Origin of the sequence: Rhodococcus rhodochrous, assembly GCF_900187265.1 — a bacterium.
Classification (GTDB): Bacteria; Actinomycetota; Actinomycetes; order Mycobacteriales; family Mycobacteriaceae; genus Rhodococcus; species Rhodococcus rhodochrous.
Genome location: NZ_LT906450.1, coordinates 510,145 through 534,719 on the forward strand (window position 1 = coordinate 510,145; position 24,575 = coordinate 534,719).

The 24,575-nt window shown below is 67.9% G+C and carries 21 protein-coding genes, 1 tRNA gene and 1 rRNA gene; 20 read left to right on the plus strand and 3 right to left on the minus strand.

Translation table 11 applies throughout. The features are described 5' to 3' along the window. Nucleotides 1–27: 27 nt before the first annotated feature. Nucleotides 28–777 (plus strand): Fic family protein, encoded by a 750-nt coding sequence (locus tag CKW34_RS02360; protein WP_059383201.1) that lies wholly within the window; start codon nt 28–30, stop codon nt 775–777. Nucleotides 778–1,227: 450 nt separating this feature from the next. On the opposite strand, the gene CKW34_RS02365 is transcribed toward CKW34_RS02360, so the two are convergent. Continuing rightward, entirely contained in the window at nt 1,228–2,082 is an 855-nt protein-coding gene (locus tag CKW34_RS02365; RefSeq protein ID WP_370670857.1) for an HAD family hydrolase, read from the minus strand. 342 nt (nt 2,083–2,424) lie between these two features. On the opposite strand from CKW34_RS02365, the gene ssd reads away from it, so the two are divergent. The 11 genes from ssd to CKW34_RS02420 all read left to right on the plus strand — a co-directional run bounded on the left by ssd (nt 2,425) and on the right by CKW34_RS02420 (nt 12,768). After that, nucleotides 2,425–3,495 carry a septum site-determining protein Ssd gene (ssd, locus tag CKW34_RS02370; protein WP_059383085.1) on the plus strand — a complete coding sequence of 357 codons (1,071 nt, stop codon included), beginning with the start codon at nt 2,425–2,427 and terminating at the stop codon, nt 3,493–3,495. Next, the gene (locus CKW34_RS02375; protein WP_059383084.1) at nt 3,492–4,664 is read left to right on the plus strand and encodes a TadA family conjugal transfer-associated ATPase; all 1,173 of its coding nucleotides are present in this window, start codon (nt 3,492–3,494) and stop codon (nt 4,662–4,664) included. The genes ssd and CKW34_RS02375 overlap by 4 nt, the downstream gene beginning before the upstream one ends. After that, nucleotides 4,661–5,464, plus strand: a complete 804-nt coding sequence (locus CKW34_RS02380) for a type II secretion system F family protein (protein ID WP_059383083.1) — start codon at nt 4,661–4,663, stop codon at nt 5,462–5,464. Before CKW34_RS02375 ends, CKW34_RS02380 begins: the two co-directional genes overlap by 4 nt. Beyond that, nucleotides 5,461–6,036, plus strand: a complete 576-nt coding sequence (locus CKW34_RS02385; RefSeq protein ID WP_059383199.1) for a type II secretion system F family protein — start codon at nt 5,461–5,463, stop codon at nt 6,034–6,036. The genes CKW34_RS02380 and CKW34_RS02385 overlap by 4 nt, the downstream gene beginning before the upstream one ends. Before the next feature lie 46 nt (nt 6,037–6,082). Next, on the plus strand, nt 6,083–6,301 hold the full coding sequence (locus CKW34_RS02390; RefSeq protein ID WP_059383082.1) for a DUF4244 domain-containing protein: 219 nt from the start codon (nt 6,083–6,085) through the stop codon (nt 6,299–6,301). An 18-nt stretch (nt 6,302–6,319) separates the two neighbouring features. Further along, entirely contained in the window at nt 6,320–6,685 is a 366-nt protein-coding gene (locus CKW34_RS02395; protein ID WP_059383198.1) for a TadE family type IV pilus minor pilin, read from the plus strand. Beyond that, nucleotides 6,682–7,038 (plus strand): Rv3654c family TadE-like protein, encoded by a 357-nt coding sequence (locus CKW34_RS02400; RefSeq protein WP_059383081.1) that lies wholly within the window; start codon nt 6,682–6,684, stop codon nt 7,036–7,038. The genes CKW34_RS02395 and CKW34_RS02400 overlap by 4 nt, the downstream gene beginning before the upstream one ends. Nucleotides 7,039–7,485: 447 nt before the next feature. After that, the gene (locus CKW34_RS02405; protein WP_231921785.1) at nt 7,486–9,099 is read left to right on the plus strand and encodes a peptide ABC transporter substrate-binding protein; all 1,614 of its coding nucleotides are present in this window, start codon (nt 7,486–7,488) and stop codon (nt 9,097–9,099) included. Nucleotides 9,100–9,180: 81 nt separating this feature from the next. Beyond that, the gene (locus tag CKW34_RS02410) at nt 9,181–10,104 is read left to right on the plus strand and encodes an ABC transporter permease (RefSeq protein ID WP_059383079.1); all 924 of its coding nucleotides are present in this window, start codon (nt 9,181–9,183) and stop codon (nt 10,102–10,104) included. A gap of 5 nt (nt 10,105–10,109) precedes the next feature. After that, nucleotides 10,110–11,051 (plus strand): ABC transporter permease, encoded by a 942-nt coding sequence (locus tag CKW34_RS02415; RefSeq protein ID WP_370670856.1) that lies wholly within the window; start codon nt 10,110–10,112, stop codon nt 11,049–11,051. A gap of 4 nt (nt 11,052–11,055) precedes the next feature. Next, entirely contained in the window at nt 11,056–12,768 is a 1,713-nt protein-coding gene (locus CKW34_RS02420; protein ID WP_370670855.1) for an ABC transporter ATP-binding protein, read from the plus strand. Between the two features lie 7 nt (nt 12,769–12,775). Here CKW34_RS02420 and CKW34_RS02425 read toward each other — a convergent pair whose 3' ends face one another. Then, entirely contained in the window at nt 12,776–15,124 is a 2,349-nt protein-coding gene (locus CKW34_RS02425; RefSeq protein ID WP_059383078.1) for a DEAD/DEAH box helicase, read from the minus strand. 417 nt (nt 15,125–15,541) lie between these two features. Here CKW34_RS02425 and CKW34_RS02430 point away from each other — a divergent pair, with 417 nt between their 5' ends. The 4 genes from CKW34_RS02430 (at nt 15,542) to CKW34_RS02445 (ending at nt 20,343) form a co-directional block, all read left to right on the plus strand. Continuing rightward, a complete protein-coding gene (locus tag CKW34_RS02430; protein ID WP_003935252.1) occupies nt 15,542–15,745 on the plus strand; it encodes a cold-shock protein in 204 nt (67 codons plus the stop codon). Between the two features lie 162 nt (nt 15,746–15,907). Beyond that, complete coding sequence (locus CKW34_RS02435; RefSeq protein ID WP_059383077.1) at nt 15,908–16,513, plus strand: hypothetical protein; 606 nt, start codon at nt 15,908–15,910, stop codon at nt 16,511–16,513. A 93-nt stretch (nt 16,514–16,606) separates the two neighbouring features. Then, complete coding sequence (topA, locus tag CKW34_RS02440; protein WP_370670854.1) at nt 16,607–19,573, plus strand: type I DNA topoisomerase; 2,967 nt, start codon at nt 16,607–16,609, stop codon at nt 19,571–19,573. A 35-nt stretch (nt 19,574–19,608) separates the two neighbouring features. Continuing rightward, nucleotides 19,609–20,343: a helix-turn-helix domain-containing protein gene (locus tag CKW34_RS02445; protein ID WP_059383076.1), complete on the plus strand. Its 735-nt coding sequence runs from the start codon at nt 19,609–19,611 to the stop codon at nt 20,341–20,343. Here CKW34_RS02445 and CKW34_RS02450 read toward each other — a convergent pair. After that, nucleotides 20,280–20,672, minus strand: coding sequence for a VOC family protein (locus CKW34_RS02450; RefSeq protein WP_059383075.1), 393 nt, complete (start codon nt 20,670–20,672; stop codon nt 20,280–20,282). The genes CKW34_RS02445 and CKW34_RS02450 overlap by 64 nt on opposite strands. Nucleotides 20,673–20,763: 91 nt before the next feature. Here CKW34_RS02450 and CKW34_RS02455 point away from each other — a divergent pair, with 91 nt between their 5' ends. The 4 genes from CKW34_RS02455 to CKW34_RS02470 all read left to right on the plus strand — a co-directional run bounded on the left by CKW34_RS02455 (nt 20,764) and on the right by CKW34_RS02470 (nt 24,544). Next, the gene (locus CKW34_RS02455) at nt 20,764–21,951 is read left to right on the plus strand and encodes a DNA polymerase III subunit delta' (protein WP_059383074.1); all 1,188 of its coding nucleotides are present in this window, start codon (nt 20,764–20,766) and stop codon (nt 21,949–21,951) included. Between the two features lie 62 nt (nt 21,952–22,013). Beyond that, nucleotides 22,014–22,089 (plus strand) — tRNA-Thr (locus CKW34_RS02460). A gap of 243 nt (nt 22,090–22,332) precedes the next feature. Next, the gene (locus CKW34_RS02465; RefSeq protein WP_059383073.1) at nt 22,333–22,530 is read left to right on the plus strand and encodes a hypothetical protein; all 198 of its coding nucleotides are present in this window, start codon (nt 22,333–22,335) and stop codon (nt 22,528–22,530) included. A 492-nt stretch (nt 22,531–23,022) separates the two neighbouring features. Next, nucleotides 23,023–24,544, plus strand: a 16S ribosomal RNA gene (locus CKW34_RS02470). Nucleotides 24,545–24,575: the final 31 nt, after the last annotated feature.

Here is a 24,575-nt window from a genome sequence, read left to right on the forward strand (position 1 = left end):
CGCATCCGCGCCGGTACCGTCGTCGACGTGACCGACCCTCTTCAGCCTCTCGTCGACCTTCCGGGCGTACGCGACGCCGCCGACCGTGCCCGCGACGCGCTCGCGGAGGTGCATCGTCATCGAACCAATCGGCGTGGTTGGGCGAACACCGCCGCGGAGGCATCGGTGCGGGCCGCCCGCGCCTCCGCGTCGATCGACGGCGGATCGACGGAACTTCCGCAGCCGGGGGAGAGCGGCGACCCGATCCTGGCCGGAGCGCTGCGGGTCGCGCAGTCGCTCGACGGCGACGCGCTCGGCAACATGGTCGCGACGTGGCGACGTGCCCCGCTCCAGGCGCTCGCCCGCCTGCACCTGCTCGCTGCCGCGGATCTCGTGGAGGACGCCGAGGAGCTGGGTCGTCCGCGGACGGAGCCGGGGGTCGCCGAGCGTCTCGACGGGCTCGCGCAACTCGTCACCGGGGGGACGAACGCCCCGGCGCCCGTTCTTGCGGCGGTCGTGCACGGTGAACTGTCCGTCCTGAAGCCCTTCGGTGTCGCCGACGGCATCGTGGCGCGGGCCGCGTCCCGGCTCGTGTGCGTCGCGTCCGGACTCGACACGCGCAATCTGGGCGTACCGGAGGTCCACTGGATGCGCCGGTTGCAGGCCTACCGCGACGGGGTCGCCGGATTCGGGGCGGGGACCGTGGAGGGCGTCGGCGGCTGGGTGCTCTTCTGCTGCGGGTCGCTCGAGGCCGGAGCTCGTGAGGCCGGCTCGATCGCCGAGGCGTTCGCCGGCTGAGTGCCGGGCGGGGCTTCGCCGGCCGAACCGCGGCCTGTACGCGAAATCCCCTGCACGCGAAAGCGGGTGGCATATCGATCGAGATCGATTCCGCCACCCGCTAGCACGGGCGGTCCGAGTTACCATGCGTGCTGAAATGGGTTGTGATTCAACGGCCTCGGCGATGATCCGGGTATCGTCGATTCGTCCTCGCAACGGGTGCGGGGTACTCGTCTTCGAAAATCCGGAACTCGCAGGCCCACAACACTTGTGCCCTTATAGTGGCATCGGCTTCGCGTGGGTACTCGGTGTCCGTGCTGGGAAGAACAGTCGGGAGATCGAATCTTCTCTTCCGATTCGGTCTTGGCCTTCCGTCCTTCCGTAACTCCTTTCTACCCCGTCCGCGAGATGTCGGCAAGCCCCCCCGCGGCAATGCTTCGCTTTCGATCTCCCGGCGAGTGACCCTGAGTGTCAACGCATCCGGCGTTCGGCCAGCCGGCGGGTGGCACCCAGTATCAGTGCGGTCGCCCCGAGGATGGCAGCGAGCGTCGCCAGGGCGCGCGGCGACGGACGGGCGCGACGTCCGAGCGGCACGGGACGGGCGAAAGTGAGAACAGGCCAACCGTTTTCGTTTGCCGCCCGGCGCAGTGGGCGGTCGGGGTTGACCGCGCGCGGATTGCCGACCTCCAGCAACATCGGCAGGTCGGTGGCCGAATCGGAGTACGCGTAGCTGCGGGAGAGGTCGTAGCCGTACTGCTCGGCGAGTTCGCGGATCGCGACCGCCTTCGCCTCCCCGAAGCAGTAGAACTCGAGCTCGCCGGCGTAGCGGCCGTCGACGATCCGCATCCGGCTCCCCGTGCTGTGGGAGGCGCCGAGTGTCCGGGCGATCGGAGTCACCACTTCCTGGCCCGACGCGGACACGATGATCACGTCGTGACCACGGGCCCGGTGATCGGCGATCAGGTCCTTCGCCTCCGCGTAGACGAGCGGTGTCACGACGTCCTGCAGGGTTTTCTCGACGACCGATCCGACCTGCTCGACGTCCCATCCCTTGCACATGTGCGCGATGTGCTCGCGCATCCGGTCCACCCGGGCCTGATCGGCCGCCGACACCAGGTAGAGGAGCTGGGCGTAGGTGCTCTGCAACACGGCCCGACGGCTGAGGAGACCCTCCTCGAAGAACGGTCGGGTGAACGCCAGCACGCTCGACTTGGCGATGACGGTCTTGTCGAGATCGAAGAACGCTGCGATGCGGGCCGAGTCCGGTGAGCCCCCCGTCGACGGGGCCGGTCGGGACGGGTCCACGGACGTATCGGTCACGATCACCACAATAGGGGCGCGCCGGGCCGGTGTTTGAAGTTGCAAGCAGTCACGCCTAACGGTGTACTATCGCGAATGCCCGGGTCGATACTCGGGTTGTGTTCAGCCCGACCCCCGGGGCTGAACGCAGACGGCCCTCGCCTCCTCCCCCTGGCGAGGGCTGTCGCTTTGTCTGAGGGCCTTCCCCACACGTTTTCGTACTGTCTTCTACACTCGTCGACCTGCGCGCAGGTCCGGCAAGGGGGCGGCCGGCAGGGTTGTCCACAGGCCCCCGATCCATCCACAGGTGGGGCTTCCGAGGCCGTTTCCGCGACGTTCACGACCCCGCGGCGGGGCAGCCTGTCGGGCATGAACGACATCCTCGGACTGGTCGACGATCCCGCGCTGGTCGCCGACCTCCGTCGCGTGGTCGCGGCGGCCGACCGCACGCTGCACGAGATGACCGTGCCGGTGCCCCGCAGGGCGTGGACCGACGCGCGGATCGTCGTCCTCGACGCGTCCGCCGCAGCGGCGTGCGCGACCGATTGTCTCCGCCGCCCCGGTGTGATCCTCGTGTGCAGCGGGACGGCCGGCCTGGCGGACTGGCAGGCGGCCACGATCGTCGGCGCCGAACACGTCCTCGCCCTCCCGTCCGAGGAGGTGGAACTGCTCTCGATCGTCGCGGCCGCCGACGAACCCTCCACCGGTACCGGCACCGTCCTCGCGGTCGTCGGGGGATGCGGGGGAGCGGGCGCGTCGACCTTCGCCGCCGCGCTGGCCTGGGCCGCGGGACACGACGAACGCCGCGACACCCTGCTCGTCGACGCCGATCCGTTCGGCGCGGGACTCGACGTCCTGACCGGTCTCGAGGAACGTCCCGGAGTGCGGTGGTCCGGTCTCACCGTCGACGGAGGACGGGTCTCCGCGCGTGCCCTGCGCGACGCCGTGCCCGCATGGGCATCCGGGGTGGGCGTCCTGTCCACCGACCGCGAGAACATCGACCGGCTCACCGCGGTCGCCGCAGAATCGGTCGTCGAAGGGGTACGCGGAGCGGGAGCAACCGTCGTCTGCGATGTGGGGCGCAGCTTCGACCCGGTCGCCGACGCGGTGATCGCGCTGGCCGACCTCACCGTCGTCGTCGTACCGGCCCGGATCGGTGCGGTGCTCTCCGCTGCCCGGATCGCCCGCACGCTCGCGGCGCGGGGTGAGCCCGCCGGAGTCGTCGTCCGCGGACCTGCACCGGGCGGACTGCGAGCCGTCGACGTGGCCGACGCGGTGGGCCTGGACGTGCTCACCTCGATGCGTCCCGAACCGGGCCTGACCGAGATGCTCGAACGCGGCGGCCTGCGCCTGCGGCCGCGCTCGCCGTTGCTCGGGGCGGCACACGACGTGCTGGTGGCCGTCGGGACCGACCGCGTGGGCCCGGGACGCGCGGCATGACCGGGACCCTCGGGGACGACCTCCTCGCGCGGGTCCGAGACCGGCTGGCCGACGAGACCGGTGAGCTCACCCCGGCACGCGTCGCCGCGGCCCTGCGCGCGGAATCCGGTGGCGTGCTCGGAGACTCCGATCTGCTTGCGGCACTGCGGCATCTGCAGACCGAACTGACCGGTGCGGGACCGCTCGAGGATCTGCTGGCGGACCCGGCGGTGACCGACGTGCTCGTCACCGCGCCCGACCGCGTGTGGGTGGATCGCGGCAACGGGCTGCACCTGACCAGGGTCACCTTCCCCGACGAGGCAGCGGTCCGACGACTCGCGCAGCGACTGGCACTGTTCGCCGGGCGTCGACTCGACGACGCCCAGATGTGGGTCGACGGCAGACTGCCCGGGCACGGTGAGTTCGGTGTCCGGCTGCACGCGGTGCTCTCCCCGGTCGCGCAGGCCGGGACGTGCCTGTCGCTGCGAGTGTTGCGACCCGCGACCCAGGGACTCGAAGCGCTGCGGGACCGCGGTGCGGTCTCGGAGGCCGCCTACCGGTTGCTGCTCCGTATCGTCCGCGCGCGCCTGGCTTTCCTCGTCGTCGGCGGCACGGGTGCGGGGAAGACGACGATGCTCGCGGCGCTGCTCGGCGCGGTGGATCCGACCGAACGCATCGTCTGCGTCGAGGACGCCGCCGAACTGGTCCCGGCCCACCCGCACGTGGTGCGCCTCGTGGCACGGGCACCCAACGTGGAGGGCGTCGGCGAGGTCACCGTCCGCGATCTCGTGCGCCAGGCACTACGGATGCGCCCGGACCGCATCGTCATCGGTGAGGTGAGAGGCGCCGAGGTCGTCGATCTCCTGACCGCGTTGAACACGGGGCACGACGGTGGTGCCGGGACCGTGCACGCCAATTCGCCCGACGAGGTGCCCGCGCGACTCGAGGCCCTCGCCGCACTCGGCGGTCTCGACCGGGCGGCGCTGCACAGCCAGCTCGTCGCAGCGGTGCAGGTCGTTCTGCACGTCCACCGCAGTACCGACGGAGTGCGACGTCTCGTGGGGATCGGCGTGGTCGAGCGGGACCCCGTCGCGGGCGTCGTCGTCACCCCCGCATGGACCCACGAGAGGGGCGACGAGCACGGTACGGACATCCTCGAGCGGATCCTGCAGCGACGGGAAATGCCGTGAGCGCGCCGATCCTGTGCCTGGTGGCGGCGCTGTTCGTCCTGCCCTCGCCCTCCGCCCGTCGCCGACTGCGCCGCGGCGTGCCCGACGCGGCGCTGCCCCCGATACCGCGCGTCCTCGTCCTCGGGGTGGTGATCGTCGTGCTCGTGACGGTCGTGGTGTGGGTGGGGATCACGCCGGCCGTGGCCGGCGCAATCGTCGCATCGACCGCGGTGGGGCGGCGTCGATCGCGTCGTCGTGCTGCGGAGCTCGATCGGCAACGGCGGATGTTGCTGTCGGGGCTCGACACCGTGATCGCCGACCTGCGGGTCGGGACGCATCCCGCCGACGCGTGCGAGACGGCGGCCCGGGAGACGGCCGGACCCGTCGCCGGTGCATTCCGGGTCGCTGCGGCCCGGGCACGACTCGGTGGGTCGGCAGCGCACGGCTTACGTTCGGCCGCAGCATCTCCGGACGGTGGTGGCGTCGCCGACAGTCTGGGGCGTGTCGCCGATGCGTGGGCGGTCTCCGACCGTCACGGTCTCGCTCTCGCCGAACTGCTCGGGGCCGCGCGGGTCGACCTGGCCGCACGTATGCGGATCCGCGCCCGCACGGAGGCCGGGCTCGCCGGCGCCCGGGCCACGGCGACGGTCCTGGCGGGACTGCCGGTGCTCGGGGTGGGTCTCGGTCAGCTCATGGGTGCCGCTCCGCTCGCGATTCTTCTCGCCGGTGGTCTCGGTGGCGTCATGCTCGTGGTCGGCACGGCGCTGGCGTGTGCGGGTCTGCTGTGGACGGACCGGATCGCGGCGCGGGTGGGCACATGAGCGCGACGTGGGCGGTGTTCCTGGGAGCGGCCTCGCTCGTCGTCGCTCCGATGCCTCGCGGAACGAGCCGTGTTTCCTCCACGAGATCTATCGCTTCCGAACCGGATACACCCCCATCCGAGACCGACCCGCACGCGGTTCCCGCTGCCTTCGACCTCTTTGCGGCGTGCCTGCGCGCAGGGATGCCCGCCGGCTCTGCGGCACGGGTCGTCGCGGAGTCCGCCCCACCCGACCTCGCAGCGGAGCTGCGGAGAGGCGCCGACAGATTGGCGCTCGGAGCAGACCCGGCCGAGGCATGGGAAGGTTCGGGAGCGGTCGATGCTCTGGACGACTTCGCCCGCGCGGCAAGGAGATCCGCGAAATCGGGTGCGCCCCTGTCGGACACCGTCGCCGAACTGGCGGTCCGGCATCGCGCCGAGACGGAGGACCGGGTGGCCGCCGAGATCGATCGGGCCGGAGTGCTCGTGAGCGGGCCGCTCGGTCTGTGCTTTCTGCCTGCCTTCGTGTGCCTGGGCATCGTGCCGGTCGTCGTCGGCCTGGCGCGGGACGTCCTGGGTGCGGGGCTGATGTGAGCGTCGGCGCGGACGGTCCGCGCCGCACGGATGGGAGGGACGGAAGATGGGGAAACGAACACCGGCCGCAGAGCTCGCACGTGGTCTGCGTGGTCGTCTCGGTGGGTTCGTCGTGCAGGACGACGGCATGTCGACGGCGGAATATGCGATCGGGACCATCGCGGCGGCGGCCTTCGGGGCGGTGCTGTACACGGTGGTGACCGGCGACTCGATCGTGTCCGCGCTGACGGGCATCGTCGAGCGTGCCCTGAACACGGCGGTGTGACACCGAGGCATGCGAAAGATGCTCGGACGACGATGGTTACGCGCCTTCGTTCGTGAGGACGAAGGAGGAGTCACCGTCGAGGCGGCTCTCGCCGTCGCAAGCCTGGTGACGGCACTCGTGCTGTGCATCGGCGCGGTGCTGGGCATCGCGTACCAGGTGAGGTGTCACGACGCCGCGCGTGAAGCCGCCCGCCTCACCGCGCGGGGAGACCAGGCGCGGGCGGTCGAGGTGGCCATGCGCGTCGCACCTCCGGACGCACGCGTGACGGTACGCGAGGAGGGAGATCTGATCGTGGCGGTTGTGACCGCGGACGGCCCACTACTCCCACTGCTGACTCTGACGGCCGAGGCGGTGGCGGTGCGCGAACCGGAAGGAACGCGATGAGGCCGGGTCCGCACCTGCTCGGCGACGACGGGAGCGCGAGCGTGATCGGTTGCGCCGTGATGGCCGGTCTCATCGCGATCACGGCCGCGCTGCTGCACGTCGGGTCGGTCGTCGCCGCACGTCATCGTGCGCAGGCGGCGGCCGACCTGGCGGCGGTGGCGGTCGCCTCGGCGCTGGACCGCGGGATCGTGCGGGCATGCGAGGCGAGTGAGCCGATCACCATGCGGATGCGAGTACGTTTGCGGCGCTGCGAGATCGACGAGTGGGATGCGGTCGTCGAGGTCTCCACTGCGGTGTCGGCCCTCTTCGGTGGGAAGGAGGCGACGGCCGTCGCGCGAGCCGGTCCTGCCTGATGAGGCCGCCGAGGGGTCGCTCACGGCCGTATCCAGGGGATTCGCGCTCGTCGCTTACCTGTGCTTATTATGTGTGACGGTCGTCATAGACGACTGTGGACACAGTGGTGGTGGACGAAGCAATTCCGGTTCCCGGTCGGGCGGCGGTAAGGGGTGCGGGAGCGGATGTAGTGCGCGTATGAGGGTCGGTTCCGTCGTCGGAACCCTTTCACATCGACGTATCCGGCAGGCGACGTGTGGTCCTGCTCGATTACGAAGGTATTCCGTTCGTTCTTTTTCCGGTCCCCGATCGGGGACGCCGCGTGACGGACTCTCCAGGTCTGGCTGGAGTCCTCCGACATTCCGGGCTGTGCATCGATTCGCACTGTGGCCCACACCGACACCGCGGACCATCGCGGCCTGCGCGGACGGCGACCCCGTCCGGTAGGAACTGAGGGAGGATCGATCTTGAGGGTCAAGCGCGTAATCGCGGCCGTGTCGGCAGGCTTCGTGGCTGCCGGCCTGCTCGCGGCATGTGGGGGCGGCAGCGCTTCCGGTGCCGAGGGCGTCTACAGCCTGCACATCATGCAGCCCGAGAACCCGCTGGTTCCGGGCAACACCACCGAGAGCGAGGGCAATCAGGTCCTCAAGTCGCTGTTCACGCCGTTGGTGCGCTACAACGACGAGACCAGCGAGGTGGAGTACACCGGCGTCGCGAAATCGGTCGAGTCCGAGGACCAGATGACCTGGACCATCGAACTGAACGAGGGCTGGACGTTCCACGACGGAACTCCCGTCACCGCGAAGTCGTATGTCGACGCGTGGAACTACACCGCGCTGAGCACCAATGCGTTCGGTGCCTCCTACTTCTTCGAGAACGTCAAGGGATACGACGAGCTGCAGGCCGCCGACGGTGCCGAGCCCGCCGCGACCGCTATGTCGGGCCTCGAGGCCGTGAACGACACGACGATCTCCGTCGAGCTGAAGGAACCGTTCGCGATCTTCCCGGTCACCCTCGGGTACACCGCGTTCTACCCCCTGCCCGAGGCATTCTTCGACGATCCCGACGCATTCGGTCGCCGTCCGATCGGCAACGGCCCGTTCAAGGCCGACGAGGACTTCGTCGACGGCCAGGGCTTCACCGTGACCAAGTACGAGGACTACGCCGGCGACAACCCGGCGCAGGCAGAGGGCGTGCAGTTCAAGGTCTACACCGAACTGACCACCGCCTTCACCGACGTCCAGGCCGGCGGACTCGACGTGCTGCTGGATCTGCCGCCGGACGCCTGGGCCACCGCCCGCGACCAGTTCGGTGATCGCTACGTCGAGCGTGCCCGTCCCGACATCACCGCGCTCTCGTTCCCGACCTACGACGAGCGCTTCGCCGATCCCCGTGTCCGCGAAGCATTCTCGATGGCGATCGATCGTCAGGCCATCACCACGGCCATCTTCACCGACACCCGCACGCCGGCCGCCTCCTTCGGGTCGCCCGTCGTCGAGGGCTACCGCGAGGACGCCTGCGGGGCCAAGTGCGAGCTGAACGTCGAGCAGGCCAACAAGCTTCTCGACGAGGCCGGTTTCGATCGCAGCCGGCCGGTCGATCTGTGGTTCAACGCCGGAGCCGGGCACGACCAGTGGATGACCGCGATCGGCAACCAGTTCCGCAGCAACCTCGGTGTCGAGTACGCGCTTCGCGGCGACCTGCAGTTCGCGCAGTACCTGCCGCTGCAGGACGACAAGGGCATGACCGGTCCGTTCCGGATGGGCTGGATGATGGACTACCCGTCGCTGTACAACTTCCTGGCGCCCGTCTACAGCACGGCTGCGACGCCGCCGGCCGGTTCGAACATGTCCTTCTACAGCAACCCCGAGTTCGACGGGGCGCTGTCGGCCGGTAACAACGCCGACACCCTCGACGAGGCCACGGTGGAATACCAGCGTGCCGAGGATATCCTGTTCCGCGACATGCCCGCCACGCCGCTCTTCTACGGACTGAACCAGGCCGTGACGAGCGACCGGGTCGACAACGTGAAGATCGACGCGTTCGGTGACATCGTGACCGAAGAGGTCACGGTCGGCTGAGTGACGAGTGGTGGGGTGTCCCGCGTAGTCGGGGCACCCCACCACCCGCGTAGGACGTTCTGTTCCGTATAGGAGAACCCAGTGGGTCGCTTCATCACGCGCCGATTGCTGCTGACCGTTCCGGTCCTGATCGGCGCCTCGTTCCTCATCTTCGCGATGGTCTACGCCCTTCCGGGCGATCCCATTCGCGCGCTGGCGGGCGATCGCCCGCTCGCTCCCGCGGTCGTGGCGCAGCTCCGCGCCCAGTACAACCTCGACGATCCGTTCTTCGTCCAGTACATCAAGTACGTCGGCGGACTGTTCCAGGGCGACTTCGGATCCGACTTCTCCGGTAGGCCGGTGCTGGACACCATCTCGCAACGGCTGCCGGTCACCATCCAGTTGACCGCCGTGGCAGTGATCTTCGAGATCCTCATCGGCGTCACGGCCGGTGTGCTCGCAGCGTTGCGCCGCAATTCCTTCTTCGACAACCTCGTGCTCGTCTCGTCGACGCTGCTCGTTTCGATCCCGGTGTTCGTCCTCGGTTTCGTCTCGCAGTACGTCCTGGGATACAAGCTGGGTCTGTTCCCGATCGCCGGTATCAACGAAGGCTGGTACAGCTACCTGCTGCCCGGGCTGGTGCTCGCATCCCTGTCGATGGCCTACGTGGCGCGACTGACGCGCACCGCGGTCTCGGAGTCGATGGCGGCCGACTACATCCGCACCGCCCGTTCCAAGGGCGTCGGTTACAGCCGCATCGTCACCCGTCATGCGTTGCGCAACAGTCTCATCCCGGTCGTGACGTTCATCGGTGCCGACATCGGTGCGTTGCTCGGCGGTGCGATCATCACCGAGTCGGTGTTCAACATCCCCGGACTCGGCCGCGCCATCTTCGACGCTGTGCAGAACCAGGAAGGTGCTGTGGTCGTCGGCATCGTCACGCTGATGGTCTTCTTCTACATCTTCTTCAATCTCGTCGTGGACGTGCTGTACGCCTTCCTCGACCCACGGATCAGATACGAGTAGTGGTGATGGATTCCAATAACGCCGAGGCCGCCCGCCAGCACGCCGTGCAGGAAGGCGAGCCGGGAAATGTCATGACCGGTGAGGCTGTCGAGCTCGTCGGCCAGGCCAGTCTGTGGGGCAACGCGTGGAAGAAGCTGCGCCGCAGCGCGTTCTTCTGGTTCGGAGCCGTCATCACCGTCGTCCTCGTCGCGATGGCGGTGGTGCCGCAGGTGTTCGCCCGCGGGATCGATCCGCGGGCCTGCGACCTGTCGGACACCCGCCTCCCACCCAGCGCGCAGCACTGGTTCGGAACGGACCTGCAGGGCTGCGACTACTACGCCAACGTCGTCTACGGCGCCCGCGTGTCGCTGTCCATCGGTCTGCTGGCCGTCATCGGTGTGCTGGTCATCGGCGTACTGATCGGTTCGCTCGCAGGATATTTCGGAGGAATCCTCGACAGCGTGCTGGCACGGTTCACCGATGTCTTCTTCGGTATCCCGCTCCTGCTCGGCGCGCTCGTGCTGCTGACCGTGACCAGTGAGAGGACGGCTCTGACGGTCGCGATGGCGTTGATCGCCTTCGGCTGGATGACAGCGATGCGCCTGGTCCGGTCGTCGGTCATCGCCGTCAAGGGCAGCGAGTACGTCCAGGCCGCGCAGGTGCTCGGCGCGTCGACCTTCCGCATCCTCGTCCGGCACATCCTCCCGAACGCCCTGACCCCGGTGCTGGTGTACGCCACCGTCGCCGTCGGTACGTTCATCGCGGCCGAGGCAGCGCTGTCGTACCTCGGTATCGGCCTGCAGATGCCGGCCATGTCCTGGGGTCTGCAGATCAACCTGGGCCAGAACTATCTCTCCACCTCGCCGCATCTGGTGTTGTTCCCGGCAGGCTTCCTGTCCGTCACGGTGCTGGCCTTCATTCTCATGGGTGATGCGCTGCGCGATGCGCTCGACCCGAAACGGAGCTGACGCAATGAGTCTCGATATGCGTGAGAAGACCACCCCAGGCGCCCCGATCCTGCAGGTCTCCGGTCTGACCATCGACTTCGAGGTGGACCGGACCTGGCGGACCGCCGTGCGCGATGTCTCGTTCGAGGTGGCGCGCGGAGAGATCGTGGCGATCGTCGGCGAATCCGGTTCGGGCAAGTCCACGACCGCGATGGCGGTACCGGGTCTGCTCGCCGACAACAGCAGGGTCGACGGCAGCATCACCCTCGGTGGACGCCAACTGGTCGGGCTGACGGAACGTGAGCTGAACTCGGTGCGCGGCAAGGACATCGCCGTGATCTTCCAGGAGCCGATGACGGCTCTCAATCCCGTCTACACGATCGGGTGGCAGATCACCGAGGCCATCCGCGCGCACGCCGACGTGACGAAGGCCGAGGCGAAGAAGCGCGTGATCGAGCTGCTGCGTCTCGTCGACATGCCCGAACCCGAGAAGCGCGTCGGTTACTACCCGCACCAGCTCTCCGGCGGTCAGCGTCAGCGCGCGATGATCGCGCAGGCCCTGGCATCGGAGCCGTCGGTGCTCATCGCCGACGAGCCGACCACCGCTCTCGACGTGACGGTGCAGGCGGAGATCCTGCAGCTCATGCGCGACCTGCGCGAGCGGGTGGACGCGGCGATCGTGCTCATCACGCACGACATGGGGGTCGTCGCCGACATGGCCGACCGCATCATCGTCATGCGCAACGGTGCGATCGTCGAGCAGGGGACGTCGGATCGGATCTTCGGCACGCCGGAGCACGCCTACACCCGCGAACTGCTCGCCTCGGTGCCCCATCTCGGCTCGCGCGCCGGTGAGGTGGGTGCCGACGACACTCCCGATGTGCAGTACGCGCTCCGGTTGGTCGACGCGGTGATCGAGTACCCGGGTGCCCGTCGCAACAGCGGTTTCCGTGCCGTGGACGGGGTGAGTCTCGACATCGAGCCGGGTGAGGTCGTCGGGCTCGTCGGTGAGTCGGGTTCGGGTAAGTCGACCATCGGCAAGGCCGCGGTCGGCCTGGTCGGGCTGCACTCGGGTTCGTTGTCCGTCGGCGGTGTCGACATCACGAAGATGTCGGCGCGCGATCTGCGTCCGGTGCGCCGCCGGATCGGCATCGTCTTCCAGGATCCGGGTTCGTCGCTCAATCCGCGGTGGCCGATCGGGCAGTCCATCGCCGAGCCGATGCTGCTGCACACCGAGATGGACCGTACGCAGCGGGACAGGAAGGTCGAAGAACTCCTCGACCAGGTGCATCTGCCCCGCGACATGCGCAACCGCTATCCGCACCAGCTCTCCGGCGGACAGCGTCAGCGTGTGGGCATCGCCCGGGCGCTCGCTCTCGAACCGACCCTGCTGATCGCGGACGAACCCACCTCCGCTCTGGATGTGTCCGTGCAGGCCAAGGTGCTCGATCTGTTCCGGGAACTGCAGCGCGAGTACGGTTTCGCATGCCTGTTCATCAGCCACGACCTGGCCGTCGTCGAGGTGCTCGCCCGTCGCATCGCCGTGATGCGTGCCGGGAAGCTCGTCGAGTTCGACCGCACCGATCGCATCCTGCGATCGCCGTCCGATCCGTACACCAAGCGGTTGCTGGCGGCCGTGCCCGTCCCGGATCCGGCCGAGCAGGCGCGCCGACGCGAGGCACGTGCCGCGCTGCTGGCCACCGAACGGGCCGACATCGGCGGCGCACCGGTGGCCTGAGCCGGCGTCATCCCTCGATCGCAGCGAGGACGGCATCGAGGACGGCGACCGCGCCGGCCTTGTCGAGCGGATCGTTGCCGTTCCCGCACTTGGGGGAGTACACGCACGACGGACATCCGGCGGCGCACTCGCAGGCCGCGACAGCATCGCGGGTCGCGGTGAGCCACTTGGTGATCCGGTGGTATCCGCGTTCGGCGAATCCCGCACCGCCGGGCTGTCCGTCGTAGACGAAGACGGTGGGCAGCCCGGTGTCGGGATGAAGATCGGTGGAGACACCGCCGATGTCGCCGCGATCGCACGTCGCGAGCAGGGGGAGCAGACCGATCGCGGCGTGCTCGGCGGCGTGGAGTGCACCGGGCACCCGATCGGGGGTCACCCCGATCGGGTCGAGCAGGCCGGGGTCGATCGTGTACATCACCGCGCGGGTGTCGAGCGTGTGCTCCGGCATCTCGAGGGGGATCTGGTCGAGCACCTCTCCGGACGGCAGGCGGCGCAGATAACCGACCACGCGGTGCGTCACCTCGACCCCCACGGACGCGACCGTCACGGGCCCGAAGTCGCGGTGTTCGTCGACGGAGATGCAGCAGATGTCGGTGATCTCGCGTGCGCTCGTCGACCATTCCGGGTCCTCGGCGTGGACGAGGGCGATGCCGTCCTCGAGATACAACTCGTCGACGACGAAGGACTCGCCCTGGTGCAGGTGCACCGCTCCGGGATGAACGGTCGCGGGCGCGCGGGCCGCGTCGACGGTGCCGAGCATGCGGCCGGTGTCGCCCTCGACGATCGAGACCTGATGGCCGATCCCGCCGCGGATCTCGACGTCTCCGTGCGGTTGCGTTCCCGGGGTGACGAACCAGCCGTGCGGGCGGCGCCGGATCAGTCCCTGCTCCGCGAGGTCCGTGAGGACGTCGATCGCGCCGAACTCCTCGACTTCGGCGTCGCTGAGCGGCAGTTCCGATGCAGCGCAGAGGAGCTGGGGTCCGAGAACGTACGGATTGTTCGGATCGGTGACGGTCGCCTCGACCGGCCGGTCGAGCAGTGCCTGCGGATGGTGCACGAGATAGGTGTCGAGCGGATCGTCCCGCGCGACCAGCACGACGAGCGAACCCTGCCCGCGGCGACCGGCGCGGCCGCCCTGCTGACGGAAGGACGCGACCGTGCCCGGGAATCCGGCGACGATCACCGCGTCCAGGCCGGCGATGTCCACCCCGAGTTCGAGGGCGTTGGTGCTGGCGACGCCGAGCAGACGACCGTCGGAGAGAGCGGCCTCGAGATCCCGCCGATCCTCGGCGAGATAACCCGCGCGGTAGGCCGCCACCCGGTCGACGAGATCGGGGGCCGCCTCGGCGAGGAGTCGGCGCGCGCCCATCGCCGTGAGTTCGGCGCCGTGACGCGACCGGACGAACGCCAACGTGCGGGCTCCCTCGACGACGAGGTCGGCGAGAAGACGCGCGGCCTCGGTGCCGGCGGCCCGTCGCACCGGGGCGCCGTGCTCGCCCGTGAGTTCACGCAGCAGGGGCGGCTCCCACATCGCGACCGTGCGGGGTCCGTGGGGCGAACCGTCCTCGGTGACCTCGCGGCAGGGTGCTCCGACGAGCCGGGACGCCGCTGCCCCCGGTTCCGCGGTCGTCGCGGAGGCGAGGACGAAGACGGGATCGGCGCCGTACCGGCGGGCCACGCGCCGGAGCCGACGCAGGATCAGTGCGACGTGCGAGCCGAACACACCCCGGTAGGAGTGGCATTCGTCGACGACGACGTACCGCAGGCGCCGCCACAACCGGACCCATCGCGCGTGGGCGGGCAACAGCGACAGGTGCAGCATGTCGGGATTGGTGAAGATCCAGCGCGAGTGCCGGCGCGTCCACTGCCGGATCTCGGTGGAGGTGTCTCCGTCGTAGGCGCACGCGCACACGCTCGACAGTGCGTCGATGTCCGAGGTCAGTTCGGTGACCGCGCGCAACTGGTCGGCACCGAGGGCCTTCGTGGGCGACAGGTACAGGGCGGTGGCCTGCGGGTCGTCGGCCAGCGCGCTCAGGACGGGCAGCTGGTAGGCGACCGACTTGCCCGACGCGGTGCCGGTGGACACCACCACGTGTTCCCCGCCGGCCGCGATGTCGGCGGCAGTCGCCTGGTGGTGCCAGGGACGCTCGACACCCTGTTCGCGGAAGGCCCGGACGACGTCCTCGTGTGCCCACTGCGGCCAGTGGCTGTGGTGGGCGGGCCGGGCCGGGATCTCCGCGACGTGGGTCAGCGGTGACTCGCCTGTCGGGGTGCCGGCCAACAGGCGGTCCAGCAGCTCGCGGCCGTAGGTGGGGGCGGGGGCGTCGCCGCTGTGCAGGAAGGGCGAGCCGGTCACGCAGTACTCCGCTGGGTCGGACGAGGTGTCTGTCGAAAACGTCTGTCGGATAGGAGTGTGCCGGATGCGGGCGACCCGGGGTTCCGGGACGAGTGAGGCCGCAGTGGCCTCCCGTAACATGGGAGCAACAGCTACCCGTGGGTAATGCTACCGAGGCGTGAACAAGATCAGGGAATTGGCACGTTTGTGCCCATTCCTACTGTTGCGCGTGCCCAGAACGTGGTTGACTGACACCCGGTCGCAGCTTCTGTGTTCGTAGACTTGGAAAAGTGCACGCTCGCAGGATCGATGGTTGCGAGCGCGGTGCTTTAGCTCTTCCAACGGGGGACTCGAGAAGTACAGCGGTCGGAACCGGGACCTGGCGGATCGCGTACCCGGCGGTTCGTCGAATCCGGTGTTAGAAAGAGAAGGAAAAGCATGGCACAGGGCACTGTGAAGTGGTTCAACGCGGAGAAGGGCTTCGGCTTCATCGCTCCTGAGGACGGCTCCGCCGACGTGTTCGTTCACTACTCCGAGATCCAGGGTTCCGGCTTCCGCACCCTCGAGGAGAACCAGCGAGTCGAGTTCGAGGTCGGTCAGGGCACCAAGGGTCCGCAGGCCACCGGCGTGCGCGCACTCTGATCCACCCGCTCGAGCGAGCAACCGGGCAAGGTCAACCACCTCGCCCGATCGTCCCCCGTCGCCTCAGGTGATGGGGGACGATGCTTTTTCCGGGACGTGTGCGCGAACCGGTCGCGAGACCTCGCCGCCCGTCGCGCTCACGGAGCCGTGAGAGGAGGACCCGTGAGTCAACTGTCCTTCTTCGGGGCCGACACGATGCCGCCGGCCCTGGCCGACCTGAGCGGCCTGCTCGCGGCACACGGACGCGCGCGTCTCACCGGCGACGGTGCGGTGCTGACCGTCGAGGTCGACGCCGAGTGGCGCGCCCGTGCGATCGCGCAGCTCGTGACCGATACGGGAGTCGGAACGGAGATCGTCGCCGACGGCGAGGTGTTCACCGTCGGCACGTCCGCGGACCCCGCTCTCGTCCCGCTCGCGGCCCAGTGGAGCAGCGACCACGGCAAGGTGGTCCCGACCGGCTGGGTCCCGTCCTCGCGTGCCCAGCGTGCGTGGTTCCTCGCGTCCGGTCGCATGGAGGTCGAGGGAACACAGTATGTTCTCGGTCTGGACCCGACGGCTCCCGACACCCACGCGACCCTGGCGCAGGCGCTCATGCGCGCCGGCATCGCACCGACCCTGATCGGTACGCACGGCACCGGTGGGCCGGGGTTGAGGATCTCCGGTCGGAGGCGTCTGACGAGGCTCGTCGAGAACATCGGTGCACCTCCGGACGCCGACGCGGCACGCCGGATCTGGCCGCACGTGGAACCGGGTGATCATCACTTGTGAAGAGTCGTTCCCCGAGGATGTGCGACCCTGTGTGTGGCCGCGTCTGGGGAACGGGTCGGTATACATGTCTTCGAACAAGGCGACATGTCGGCAATGAGGGAAGGTGCGGGCGGCACGGTGGCAGCACGGGAGAAGAGCACTGCGGGCGGTTCGTCGGGCACGCGTCGGCTCGTGATCGTCGAGTCCCCGACCAAGGCGAGGAAGATCGCCCCCTACCTCGGCCGCGACTACGTCGTCGAGGCATCGGTCGGTCACATCCGCGACCTGCCGCGCGGCGCCGCGGACGTCCCCGCCAAGTACAAGGGCGAGTCGTGGGCACGGCTCGGTGTCGACGTCGACCACGACTTCGAACCGCTCTACGTCGTCAGCGCCGACAAGAAGTCCAAGGTCTCCGAGCTGAAGAGCCTGCTCAAGGACGCCGACGAGCTCTACCTCGCCACCGACCCCGACCGCGAGGGCGAAGCCATCGCCTGGCACCTGCTCGAGACCCTGAAGCCCAAGGTGCCGGTCCGGCGCATGGTCTTCCACGAGATCACCGAGCCCGCCATCCGTGCGGCCGCAGAGAACACCCGCGACCTCGACACCGACCTGGTCGACGCGCAGGAGACCCGCCGCATCCTCGACCGTCTCTACGGCTACGAGGTCAGCCCCGTGCTGTGGAAGAAGGTCATGCCCCGTCTGTCGGCGGGTCGTGTGCAGTCGGTGGCGACCCGAGTGATCGTGCAGCGCGAACGCGAGCGCATGGCGTTCAAGTCCGCCGAGTACTGGGACATCGCGGCCACGATGGACGCCGGCGCCGACGCGAGCCCCCGGTCGTTCGGTGCCCGCCTGGTCAACGTCGACGGTTCCCGCGTCGCATCGGGTCGCGACTTCGGGCCCGACGGGAACCTGAAGTCGAACGGTGTCGTCGTCCTCGACGAGGACCGCGCCCGCCGCCTCGCGGAGGCACTCGCCGGTGTCGCGTTGACGGTGTCCTCGGCCGAGAGCAAGCCGTACACCCGCAAGCCCTACGCGCCGTTCATGACGTCGACGCTGCAGCAGGAGGCGGGCCGCAAGCTGCGGTTCTCGTCCGAACGCACCATGCGCACCGCGCAGCGGCTGTACGAGAACGGCTACATCACCTACATGCGTACCGACTCGACGACGCTGTCGGAGTCGGCGATCGCGGCGGCCCGCGCACAGGCCACCCAGCTGTACGGCGCCGAGTTCGTTCATCCGACGCCGCGCCAGTACACCCGCAAGGTCAAGAACGCGCAGGAGGCACACGAGGCGATCCGCCCCGCCGGCGACGTCTTCGCGACCCCCGGCGAGCTGCACTCGCGCCTCGACGGCGACGAGTTCAAGCTCTACGAGCTCATCTGGCAGCGCACCGTCGCCTCGCAGATGGCCGACGCGCGGGGCACCACGCTCACGCTGCGCATCACCGGCACCGCGGGCACCGGCGAGGAGTGCACCTTCTCGTCGTCGGGCCGCACCATCACGTTCCCGGGCTTCCTCAAGGCGTACGTCGAGAGCGTCGACGAGGAGGCCGGCGGTCAGTCGGACGACGCGGAGTCGCGCCTGCCGAACCTGTCCGAGGGCGCGTCGGTCACCGCGACGAAGCTCGATCCGGACGGTCACTCCACCAACCCGCCCGCCCGGTACACCGAGGCGAGCCTGATCAAGACGCTCGAAGAGCTCGGGATCGGTCGCCCCTCGACCTACGCGTCGATCATCAAGACCATCCTCGACCGCGGCTACGTCTACAAGCGCGGCAGTGCGCTCGTCCCGTCGTGGGTGGCGTTCGCCGTCATCGGCCTGCTCGAGGCGCACTTCGCCCAGCTCGTCGACTACGACTTCACGGCCGGGATGGAGGACGATCTCGACGAGATCGCCTCCGGTCACCGGCAGCGCACCGACTGGCTGACGCGGTTCTACTTCGGCAGCGACGACGGTCACGAGGAGTCGGTCGCCCGCAAGGGTGGCCTGAAGAAGCTCGTGGGGGAGAACCTCGAGGACATCGACGCCCGCGAGATCAACTCCATCCGCCTGTTCGACGACTCCGAAGGTCGCGAGATCCATGTGCGCGTGGGCCGCTTCGGTCCGTACCTCGAACGGATGGTCACCGACCCCGACAATCCCGACGCCGAGCCGACCTCGCAGCGCGCGAACCTGCCCGACGACCTGCCGCCGGACGAGCTCACCCTCGAGTACGCCGAGAAGCTCTTCTCGACGCCGCAGGAGGGACGTGTCCTCGGTGTCGATCCGTCGACCGGCTACGAGATCGTCGCGCGGGAGGGTCGCTTCGGTCCCTACGTGACCGAGCTGATCCCCGATCCGACGCCCGAGCCCGAACCGGAGCCGGACGTCACGCCCATCCCCGTCGAGGAACTCGGCTCGGAGGGTGAGGGCGGCACGAAGACCGCCACCAAGAAGGCCGTCGCCAAGAAGACGGCGAAGAAGGCTCCCGCCAAGAAGGCCGCGAAGAAGACCGGCCCGAAGCCGCGCACGGGTTCGCTCTTCAAGACGATGGACCTGTCCACGGTCACCCTGGACGACGCCCTGAAACTGCTGTCGCTGCCGCGTGTGGTGGGTGTCGATCCGGAGTCCGGCGACGAGATCACCGCTCAGAACGGCCGCTACGGTCCGTACCTGAAGAAGGGCACCGACTCGCGGTCGCTCGCGAACGAGGAACAGATCTTCACCGTCACCCTCGAGGAAGCGCTGAAGATCTATGCCGAGCCGAAGCGCCGCGGCCGGCAGGCCGCCGCCACGCCGCCGCTGCGCGAGCTGGGCACCGACCCGGTCAGCGGCAAGCAGATGGTGATCAAGGACGGCCGGTTCGGTCCGTACGTCACCGACGGTGAGACGAACGCGAGCCTGCGCAAGGGCGACGAGGTCGAGTCCATCACCGACGAGCGGGCGTCCGAACTGCTCGCCGACCGTCGGGCACGTGGTCCGGCCAAGAAGACCGCGAAGAAGACGGCAGCGAAGAAGACGGCCGCCAAGAAGACCACCGCCAAGAAGACGGCGGCGAAGAAGACGACGAAGAAGGCCGCCGCGAAGAAGACGACGGACTGACGGTTCCCGTCGGCGTACGCGGATAACCTCACGGTGTGTACCGCGAACTGCCGTCGGGGATCCCCGGCGTCACACTGTGGCGGTCCGAGCCGTCCGGTGCCCGCGTGGGCGGAACCCACGTGCTGCCGGACGGATGCATGGACCTCATCCGGCCCGCCGACGGCTTCCTCGTCGCCGGCCCGGACACGACGTCCCAGTTCTCCGATCTGGCGGCGGATCGACCGCTGACGGCCGTCCGGTTCGAACCCGGCCTGGGGCCGCGGTTCTTCGGCGTCGACGCGAGCGAGCTGACCGATCGACGGGTTCCGCTCGACGATCTGTGGCCGTCACGTCGTGTGCGTCTCCTCGCGGTTCGAGCCGAGGACGATCCCGTCGCTGCGTTGGTCGACGCCGTCCGAGGCACGGTCGACGAACACGATCCGATGGCCGACCTCGCGCGGGCGCTGGCCTCCGGCGCGGCCGTCACGGAAGTCGCCGCGATCCTCGGCTGGAGCGACAGGACACTGCGGCGTCGCTCGGCCCGGGCCTACGGATACGGACCGAAGACGTTGTCGCGGGTACTGCGCTTCCGTCGGGCGGTCGCGCGTGCCCGGGCCGGCGACGACTTCGCCCGTGTCGCGGCCGACTGCGGGTACAGCGACCAGGCGCATCTGGCCCGGGAGGTCCGTGCACTGTCCGGCGTCACCCTCGGTGAGCTGGTCCGGCGTCATCCCGGGAGCGCGGCGAACAGGTCGAGACCGTGGCCGTCGGGATCGATCGCGCTCGCGTAGCGCTGTCCCCAGAACGCGTCCCAGGGGGCCTTCGTCGATATGCACCCCGCCTCGACCAACGCTGCAAGTGTCTCGTCGACCGCCTCGGGGGAACCACAGTCGAAGGCGAGCGCCGCTCCGCCTCCGGACGACGGCTCGAACTCCGGATCGAAGCTGCGGACGGACTCGACGGTGTCCCACATCAGGCGCAGACCACCGGGCAGAGTGACCTCGAAGTGCGGCGCCTCGGGTGCTTCGGTGGGCAGGTCGAGGCCGAGCACGCGATAACACGCGAAGGACCGATCGAGATCGGCGACGACGAGGCCCACTGCGGAGAAATGAATGGTCATGGCCCGACGGTAGGACCGAGGACGTGCAGCCGTCTTGAACGTTTCGGACACGTGATCCGGACCCGTCGGACCCGGTCGTTAGGCTGAGCGCATGTCCGGGGTCTTCGATCGTCTCGTCGGTCAGCGCGATGTCGAGACCGAACTCGTCGCGGCCGCGGTTGCCGCCCGTCGTGGCGACACCGGGTCGGCGATGACGCACTCGTGGCTGTTCACCGGTCCTCCCGGATCCGGTCGCTCGGTCGCGGCGCTGTGTTTCGCCGCCGCCCTGCAGTGCACCGACGAGGAGACTCCCGGTTGCGGGCGATGCCACGCCTGCACCACCACGATGGCCGGCACCCACGGCGACGTACGGCGGGTCGTGCCCGAGGGGCTGACGATCAGCGTCAAGTCGATGCGCGACATCGTGCAGGTCGCTTCGCGGCGTCCCAGCACGGGGCGATGGCAGGTCGTGGTGATCGAGGACGCCGACCGCCTCACCGAGGGTGCCGCGAACGCGCTGCTGAAGGTGGTCGAGGAACCGCCGCAGCGAACGGTCTTTCTCCTGTGCGCGCCGTCGATCGATCCCGAGGACATCTCGGTGACGCTGCGCTCGCGCTGCCGTCACATCGGGCTGGTCACTCCCAGCGCCGACGCCATCGCGCGTGTCCTCGAGGCCACCGACGGCATCGATCCGAAGACGGCGCAGTGGGCTGCATCCGTCAGTGCAGGCCACGTCGGCCGGGCCCGACGGCTGGCCACCGACGAGGGCGCCCGCGACAACCGGGCACGTGCCCTCGCTGTCGCCGGCGCGGTCCTGCGCCCCGCCACCACCTACTCCGCAGCCGACGACCTCGGACGCAGTGCCGAGACCGAGGCGAAGGAGATCAGTGCGGAGCGCGACGAGCGCGAGACCGAAGAGCTCAGGACCGCTCTCGGTGCCGGCGGTACCGGCAAGGGTGCTGCGGGTGCGCTTCGCGGTTCGGCCGGGGTCCTCAAGGAACTCGAACGCACCCAGAAGTCACGGAAGACGCGAACCGAGCGCGACATCATGGACAGAGCGCTCATCGATCTCGCCGGTCTGTATCGGGACGCGCTGGTGCACGCCTTCGGATCGCGGGTCACGCTCAACCATCCGGATATGTCGGATCGTGCGGCCGACCTGGCGTCGAGGACCCGGCCGGAGTCGCTTCTCGAGTGCATCGAGGCAATCCTCGACTGCCGGGAGGCGCTCGCCCAGAACGTCAAACCTCGCTTCGCTCTCGCAGCGCTCGCAGCCCGGTTGAGCTCGGCGTTCCGGTAGCCGAAGTGCCGGTTTGCATCGGGGTGGGGGTAGTCCGCTAGACTTCGGACGCCGAAAGGCTCGCTGCCTTAGCTCAGTCGGTAGAGCATTTCACTCGTAATGAAAAGGTCGTCGGTTCGATTCCGACAGGCAGCTCCACGAAGGCCCCTCACCCCGGTGAGGGGCCTTCGACGTTTCTGCGCGCTGTGCGATTCGCACGGATGATGGAGACATGTTGATGGAACTGTTCTCCTTGGTCCTGATCATCGGCGCTCTCGCAGTGGTGCTGCCCATGGCCGTCCGGGTCTTCCGGGACAAGGACCGCTGACGCGCACGACGCGGAGTCTCGGACACGAGTACGAAATCCTCGACAACCCGGTCACCGCGCAGCATGCTTCTCTCATGGCTGAGTCGTTGAAGGACCGGGTTCGGGAGAAGATCCTGCGGCAGCGCGCCGAGGACGGGGGCCGGCCGATCGGCGACGCCGAGGGGGACGACCCTCGCCTCATGGATCTCCGCAGCGATCTCGCGATGCTCGAGCAGGCCGACGAGGACGGTCCGGTCGTCCAGCACCTCGCTGCCAAGTACTGGGTCCCCTGAACGCCCCACAACGACGCTGTATGAGCCGATAAACCCGGTCTGACCTGGCGATTTGGTGTTCTCGGACATGTTCGCGTAACTTATTCCAGGTCAGAGCGACACGGACACCGACCCGGGCCGAGAGGAACGGGACAACGAGGTTGGACGAAGGCGCCTGCAGATTTCACTGGTTCGAAACCTTCTGGTAAGGTTTGGAACCGTGCCCGAGAGCCGGAAGGTCCTCGGATGAACAGTCACCCCGGAGTGAACGAACCGGAAGGTTCGGGATCGATGGTGTGTGCGTGTTCTTTGAGAACTCAACAGTGTGCCGATGAATGTCAGTGCCAATATTATTTGGTACTCCGCTCCGTCGTTTCGATGGGGTGGGTATTTGCTGATCGTCTCATTCTTCCGTCTGGGATGGTCAGTGTTTTTGAGCTAGTTTGAGTTTTTATGCTAGTGATTTGACTCGATGTCTTTGACTGATTGCCCCTTCGGGGTGATTGTGAGTCTTCAACGGAGAGTTTGATCCTGGCTCAGGACGAACGCTGGCGGCGTGCTTAACACATGCAAGTCGAACGATGAAGCCCAGCTTGCTGGGTGGATTAGTGGCGAACGGGTGAGTAACACGTGGGTGATCTGCCCTGCACTCTGGGATAAGCCTGGGAAACTGGGTCTAATACCGGATATGACCTCTTGCTGCATGGCGAGGGGTGGAAAGTTTTTCGGTGCAGGATGAGCCCGCGGCCTATCAGCTTGTTGGTGGGGTAATGGCCTACCAAGGCGACGACGGGTAGCCGGCCTGAGAGGGCGACCGGCCACACTGGGACTGAGACACGGCCCAGACTCCTACGGGAGGCAGCAGTGGGGAATATTGCACAATGGGCGAAAGCCTGATGCAGCGACGCCGCGTGAGGGATGACGGCCTTCGGGTTGTAAACCTCTTTCAGCAGGGACGAAGCGAAAGTGACGGTACCTGCAGAAGAAGCACCGGCCAACTACGTGCCAGCAGCCGCGGTAATACGTAGGGTGCGAGCGTTGTCCGGAATTACTGGGCGTAAAGAGCTCGTAGGCGGTTTGTCGCGTCGTCTGTGAAATCCCGCAGCTCAACTGCGGGCTTGCAGGCGATACGGGCAGACTCGAGTACTGCAGGGGAGACTGGAATTCCTGGTGTAGCGGTGAAATGCGCAGATATCAGGAGGAACACCGGTGGCGAAGGCGGGTCTCTGGGCAGTAACTGACGCTGAGGAGCGAAAGCGTGGGTAGCGAACAGGATTAGATACCCTGGTAGTCCACGCCGTAAACGGTGGGCGCTAGGTGTGGGTTTCCTTCCACGGGATCCGTGCCGTAGCCAACGCATTAAGCGCCCCGCCTGGGGAGTACGGCCGCAAGGCTAAAACTCAAAGGAATTGACGGGGGCCCGCACAAGCGGCGGAGCATGTGGATTAATTCGATGCAACGCGAAGAACCTTACCTGGGTTTGACATGTACCGGACGACTGCAGAGATGTGGTTTCCCTTGTGGCCGGTAGACAGGTGGTGCATGGCTGTCGTCAGCTCGTGTCGTGAGATGTTGGGTTAAGTCCCGCAACGAGCGCAACCCTTGTCCTGTGTTGCCAGCACGTGATGGTGGGGACTCGCAGGAGACTGCCGGGGTCAACTCGGAGGAAGGTGGGGACGACGTCAAGTCATCATGCCCCTTATGTCCAGGGCTTCACACATGCTACAATGGTCGGTACAGAGGGCTGCGATACCGTGAGGTGGAGCGAATCCCTTAAAGCCGGTCTCAGTTCGGATCGGGGTCTGCAACTCGACCCCGTGAAGTCGGAGTCGCTAGTAATCGCAGATCAGCAACGCTGCGGTGAATACGTTCCCGGGCCTTGTACACACCGCCCGTCACGTCATGAAAGTCGGTAACACCCGAAGCCGGTGGCCTAACCCCTTGTGGGAGGGAGCCGTCGAAGGTGGGATCGGCGATTGGGACGAAGTCGTAACAAGGTAGCCGTACCGGAAGGTGCGGCTGGATCACCTCCTTTCTAAGGAGCACTTCTCCCGGCGAGGGGTCAC